Here is a 5,782-nt window from a genome sequence, read left to right as displayed (position 1 = left end):
TTATGTTTTTTATTAGGTAAATTTCTTAAACAACGAGAAATCGCTTGAAAACATCTATTACAGTAAGTGATTTGAATTGATAATTTGCCTATCTGTTATACGAAAGCTAATCGGGTTTACTTCGAGGTAGAGTTTATTTAGGCCGATGCTTGCCAGAGGAGCGACAGCGCATCTTTATTTTTCATTACATAAAGAACTTCTATTCTTGGTCAGTTATAGCCGTGGATTGCATCACTCAATAATTACCGGCGGTCTGCTCTGTGCCATGAGCGGACATTGATAACGCTCAATTAATGGACTTTTATTGCAGGCTGAAATTTGCGAGGGACAAGCACAATCCTGTTCAATCGCTTGTTATGTTTTATTCAAAAAGCAACCTGATAAACTTAGGAATATATCTAGATGGAATATAAGTACAACCATAAAGTACCGCTAATGGGATAAGAACAGCTAAAGCGAGTAGATCATTTTTACCACCAAATATCGCTAAACCAGATAATAAAATAAATAGAACTGCTGTCAGAATCCATATCCCTTCAACTATACCATTTCGTTTATCTGATGAGTGTTTGTAAAATAAACAAACAATTGCACCTATTACAACTAACGATGAATAAAGCAGGTGAAAATCAGATGTGAAAACGAGATACATTAAAAAGCAGCCTAGCAGCCGTGTAATCCAAGTTTTTATATTGCTAATTAACTTCACCTAAACCTCTGAAAAGTATAACTTATAAATAGTGGGCGTTGGCACGTAGTGCATAATAGCGAAGCCGTCCTAAGCGTTTGCGTCCCAGCGGACGAAGTGAGCGCGTTGATTGACCTGTTATAGATCGGTACTCAAATTTTTTGATTGCTATCAGAAAAAGAGGACTGTTCGACATCTTTTTCTCGATTTACACAACGAAACCATAAATTTGCTTCCGGCCAACCACCTAACGGTCTAGCTTGTTTTGATTCAACATTAAGTGTCTCGACTACTTGTCCTTTATTCGCGCAAAAGTACGAGGCTTCTTTATAAGCATTTTTTTGTAATGTGTTGGAGTTGGTAAATCCCGTATCCCCTGTTTGCACTACTCTGTATGCATCTTTACCGTCAGGGATTACCCCGCTGCTCGATGTACAAGCTGCTAATAATAAAGATACTGATAATATTGCAAAAAATTGTCTTTTCATAAAATTCCCTTTAGTCATTATAATGCCCGCATTAGTTACGGAGCATGTTAGACGCTTTTTTTCGTCATTTTCTTTTAAGCAAAAAATCGAACAATGTGGGACGTCAGATCTAATGCGCTTGTTAGTTGCATTTTTAATTAACTAAAAGAAGCCAATAATGACCGTAATTATTACCGATGCGATCGCACCACTGCCTATTGAACCAAATAACGCCATTTTAGGATTTTGCTTATAATCAGCTTTATCCCCATGTTTAGCAACATTTTGTGCGTTCATATAGCCACGAGAAAACATGCTATAAATAATCATTATGGGTAAAGTTATAAAGAATACTTTCCAAGACCATTCCACTTTTAAACCTCCAATGTTCAATATTACGGATGCAACTAACATTTTATAGTACGATAACCGCGTTTATTTCTCCCTACTTAACGCTCATTTGTCTACTTTATATAGTTTTAACAGATAACCTAAGGTATTACTATCTCTAAGCTTTCTAAAATTTTTTAGGTAGAGTTAAATGAACCATTATGCACGCAACGCTCATTTTAATGAATATATGCGCAAAGAGCAGTTTAACCAATCAATTAACGACAATATTTAGCCAACCTCAATGACCGCTTTTCGCTCTTTGACGAAGTTCGGCTCTGTGCCAGCGGACCTTCAATCGTAGCTCGTTTTTGCCCCAAAACGTGTTAAAGCAATTATTCTATAGGTCGGCTTTGAGCGATAACCGGACACTGAAAAAGTTAAATTTATTCCTGTGTTTTAAGTAGAAATCTAATTTTGTCCAATAACATTATTAAACGCCGTTTTGGGGCAAAATAACATGCTTAATTCCTAGCTGTTTTAATTACTTGTTTACAAAGGTAATTATTGGTGAAATTATCAGGGTATGTAATATACGCCGTTTCGGTGTGTTATAAACCACCAAAATGGTGTTCAATAAGCTGTTAGCTGTTTTGCTATGTTCTAGGCTTTTTTCAAATAAAAACATCGACTTTCTTTTTGTCGGTTAACAATAAAGCAGCCTTTTCTTGATATAAATCAAAAGTATCGTCTGATATAAATTTATCAAACGTATTAATTATTTCTTTCATGTAAGAGGCTCTTACTTGATAAGTCTGACGTTCAGGATATTCTTTAGCAAGTCCATCTAATTTCTCTGAACTATTAGAAAAATACTCCATAACATTAATTTTTTTATCAGGATCTACATCCCCTCCACCATAAGAAAGGATCCTAAGTTTAGACTCTAAACTATTCATATCTTCTCTTTTTTTGGATATTATGGGGTTTCCTGACTTACCTAATCTAACTGGTTCATCACTATCGTATTTTTGTGTGTATTCTCGTTCCATTTCATTCACATTTTTAACAATACTATGAAGTTCTTTTATACTCATATTAGAAAAGTTGAGCTCTTCTTTTTTAAATACTTTTTCATATGCACTTCCCTCAATTAATGATGAATCAAAAGCATTATTGTCTTTTTTTTCTTTAACTTTAGGATCAAGGTGAGTTGTGTTTATATTAATTTTTAAGCCACTTTCGCTTGTTTTAGTAGAAAAGCTTTTTATTTTTTCATCATCACTGTTTGTAAAAATAGATATTTTACTTTCAAATAGAGTAGGTAGTAGATTGGTGCTGATTTTCATAAAAATCCTTTTTCATATGTCGTTTTCTTTTATCGACATAATTTTATAAAACTTAAGCTTTTATTTTAGATTGTTTTCTATTAACGACTCATAGGGCTGAGTCGTTAATAGAAAGTTTAACTAGCCACCAGATCTTACTTCATAAGTAATTCCACCATAAGTAGATCCAGTTGTTGTTTTATTTTCAACTTCCCAATAATAAGTGCCTGCATTAAAGATAGAAGTGGAAACTGCTACGCTATATCCGCCAGCAACTCTATCTCCATTGCTATCAACCAAAGTCACTTTGAAATCATGTCCGTCATAGTTTCTTAAAATTGCAAAACCGTATCTACGGCAATTACCACCATCATAAGTAATGAATCGCCCCGTGTTTGCCAGAGACTCAATAACTTGAGAAACTGGAACTATGAAAAAATCAAATCGCTATACATCAGAGTTTCGTGAACGTGCAATTAGGCTTGTTACCACACAACAGCATGAATACCCTTCTCTTTGGGCTGCGCTAGTATCGATTTCAGATAAACTGGGATGTACCCCAGAAACACTTAGAGCATGGGTCAAGAAATCTCAAGCTCAACCGTCTAAACCCTCTTCTAATACGCAATCAACTGAAGAACGCCTTGCCGTCTTAGAGCGCGAGAATAAAGAGCTCAAGCGAACGAATGATATCCTGAGGCAAGCTGCCGCTTTTTTCGCCCAAGCGGAGCTCGACCGCAAACAGAAGTAATAGTGGATTTTATTGATGCTTGCAGAGAGCATTACGGTGTCGAGTCAATTTGCAAGGAATTGCCGATTGCACCATCAACGTATTATTCTCATAAACAGATACAAAGAGAGCCTGAGCGACTGTCTAACCGCAAAAAGCGTGATGCTGAGCTGATAATACTCATTCGCGAAGTGTGGGAGGATAATATGTCAGTTTATGGTGCAAGAAAAATATGGAAGCAGCTACAGCTTGACGACCATCAAGTCGCCCGCTGTACAGTCGAACGATTGATGCGAGTTATGGGAATTCAAGGTGTTCGTCGGGGTAAAGCACATAAGACAACGATACCTGACGAGCAACAAGATAAGCCACTTGATTTAGTTAATCGTCAATTTACTGCTGAGCAGCCAAATCAACTTTGGGTAGCTGACATCACCTATGTTGCCACATGGAGTGGGTTTGTTTATGTCGCTTTCGTGATAGATGTTTTTTCACGATACATTGTAGGTTGACGTGTATCAACGACAATGCACACAGAGCTTATTCTTGATGCGTTAGAGCAAGCTATTTGGCATCGTGGCAACCCCGAAGGGTTAATTCACCACAGCGACAGAGGCAGCCAATATTTGTCTATACGATACACTGAGCGACTTGCTGAAGCTGGAATTCAAGCGTCTGTAGGCAGTGTGGGTGACTCTTATGACAATGCATTGGCTGAAACAATAAATGGATTATTTAAAACAGAGATTATTCGCAGAAATGGCCCGTGGAAGAATGTTGATGCTGTTGAATACGCAACGTTAGAGTGGGTCAATTGGTTTAATAATCAACGCTTATTATCTTCAATTGGGTATATTTCACCAGCTCAATATGAAACAGACTACTATGATAATTTAAACGAGTCAGGTAAAGTGGCCTGAGAACTCGGGGCGATTCATTCGACAGCGTGCCTATTATCTCATTTTGTCATACACAGTTTTCATCTAAAATAACCTGTTGCGCCTTTAAAAATAGGCGTATACGCTTTGTTTACACCCGTATACATCAGAGGTATTTTAGAATGGCTATTCTAAGCATCCGAATTGACGATAAATTAAAAGAGTCTTTAAGTAGTGAGGCGCAAAAGGAAGGTATTTCTTTATCTGAATATGTGAAGAAATCACTGGAAATTAAGAGCGTTGATACTCATATACTAGCAACAGAGAAAAACTTAAAAAGCTCTGTTGATAGTATTAAAGATTTAGCGCTCGTCTCTCAGGAGACTGTACACGAAGTTGAACTAAATATTCAGCGGCTAAATGAATCGCTTAAAAATGCAAATCACTTAAAAGAAATCAAAAAATTGAAATGGATATTGATTTCTATATCCCTCATCTTTGTATCAATCTCGATCCCAATATTTCACTTTAATATTGCTTATTTCAAAACCTTCTTTTATTAGGCTTTATCCTGAATAATTTAAGGCCTATGAGCCAAGCCTATTAGTAAATATTCCAGTTACCGGAAAGCCTTTGCCGTCCAACACCTCTGTATTAAGCTTTTCACTTTACGATGAATTACCTTCAACAACTTAATTTAAATAAACTTTTTAAAGGCGTTTTCAAAAGACTATAAGTGTATAATTATGGCGCAGGTTTTGCAGTTAATATCACTCATACGATCATACTAAGGAAAAGAACCTATGCGAGTTGATGCAAACGTACATTATTTTAATGGGAACCAGCGTACCAAGCCTTCAACAGAGGCCTCAACGTCATTTTCGGCTGCATTAACAGCAGCACAAACAGACAATGATAAGACTGACAGCAGCACAAAACAGGCGGATTTCACTAGTATGACCCGGCAAGAAATGCGGGACTGGGCCAACACTCAAATCCGCAATGGAGAAATGTCTCTCGATGACGGCAGGCCTTTCATGGCTATGACTATGAAAATACCCGTAAATGGAGGCGAACTGGCAGGTGCACACAGTGATGAAACACGATATAACTTCATTCAAAAAACGCGTGATGGCATCCAAGGCGCACTGTCACGCAATGACGAGACTACTTTGAAGATGTTAGAATCAGCTATGTCTATCATGCAAGACAAAAGTACTGGTGTTAACATTCGTATTTAGAAATATAAAAAGGCCAGAATGTCTGGCCTACTGATCAGTGCCACTTAAATCGAGAATTCACGGCGCGTTGAGAACTTATTGATTTATAATGAAATATGGCACTTAAATTGAGATTTATTA

General features: G+C 37.0%; 5 protein-coding genes, 1 pseudogene and 1 other annotated feature. Of the genes and pseudogenes, 3 read left to right on the top strand and 3 right to left on the bottom strand.

From position 1 onward, the window contains the following. Nucleotides 1-840: 840 nt before the first annotated feature. The 3 genes from AN392_RS18000 to AN392_RS17995 form a co-directional block, all read right to left on the bottom strand. Nucleotides 841-1,176 carry a hypothetical protein gene (locus tag AN392_RS18000; protein WP_055013468.1) on the bottom strand — a complete coding sequence of 112 codons (336 nt, stop codon included), beginning with the start codon at nucleotides 1,174-1,176 and terminating at the stop codon, nucleotides 841-843. Between the two features lie 141 nt (nucleotides 1,177-1,317). After that, nucleotides 1,318-1,527, bottom strand: a complete 210-nt coding sequence (locus AN392_RS18595; protein WP_152965273.1) for a hypothetical protein — start codon at nucleotides 1,525-1,527, stop codon at nucleotides 1,318-1,320. A 632-nt stretch (nucleotides 1,528-2,159) separates the two neighbouring features. Then, nucleotides 2,160-2,834, bottom strand: coding sequence for a hypothetical protein (locus tag AN392_RS17995; RefSeq protein WP_013463096.1), 675 nt, complete (start codon nucleotides 2,832-2,834; stop codon nucleotides 2,160-2,162). 409 nt (nucleotides 2,835-3,243) lie between these two features. On the opposite strand from AN392_RS17995, the pseudogene AN392_RS17985 reads away from it, so the two are divergent. From AN392_RS17985 to AN392_RS17975, 3 genes and pseudogenes are all read left to right on the top strand, one after another. Beyond that, nucleotides 3,244-4,463: pseudogene (locus AN392_RS17985) on the top strand (IS3 family transposase). Further along, nucleotides 3,522-3,638 (top strand) — a sequence feature (AL1L pseudoknot). Its footprint overlaps the pseudogene before it by 117 nt. Before the next feature lie 140 nt (nucleotides 4,464-4,603). Next, entirely contained in the window at nucleotides 4,604-4,984 is a 381-nt protein-coding gene (locus AN392_RS17980) for a hypothetical protein (protein WP_024606317.1), read from the top strand. A 240-nt stretch (nucleotides 4,985-5,224) separates the two neighbouring features. Next, nucleotides 5,225-5,662, top strand: coding sequence for a hypothetical protein (locus tag AN392_RS17975; protein WP_013463093.1), 438 nt, complete (start codon nucleotides 5,225-5,227; stop codon nucleotides 5,660-5,662). Nucleotides 5,663-5,782: the final 120 nt, after the last annotated feature.

The organism is Pseudoalteromonas sp. P1-16-1b (assembly GCF_001401785.1).
GTDB classification, from domain to species: Bacteria; Pseudomonadota; Gammaproteobacteria; order Enterobacterales; family Alteromonadaceae; genus Pseudoalteromonas; species Pseudoalteromonas undina.
The sequence above is the reverse complement of the archived record's forward strand: the minus strand, read 5'-3'. Positions and strand labels throughout refer to the sequence as shown.

Coding starts and splice junctions, on each gene's coding strand:
- AN392_RS18000 (WP_055013468.1), bottom strand. CDS start 1,176: ATGAAAAGACAATTTTTTGCAATATTATCAGTATCTTTATTATTAGCA.
- AN392_RS17995 (WP_013463096.1), bottom strand. CDS start 2,834: ATGAAAATCAGCACCAATCTACTACCTACTCTATTTGAAAGTAAAATA.
- AN392_RS17980 (WP_024606317.1), top strand. CDS start 4,604: ATGGCTATTCTAAGCATCCGAATTGACGATAAATTAAAAGAGTCTTTA.
- AN392_RS17975 (WP_013463093.1), top strand. CDS start 5,225: ATGCGAGTTGATGCAAACGTACATTATTTTAATGGGAACCAGCGTACC.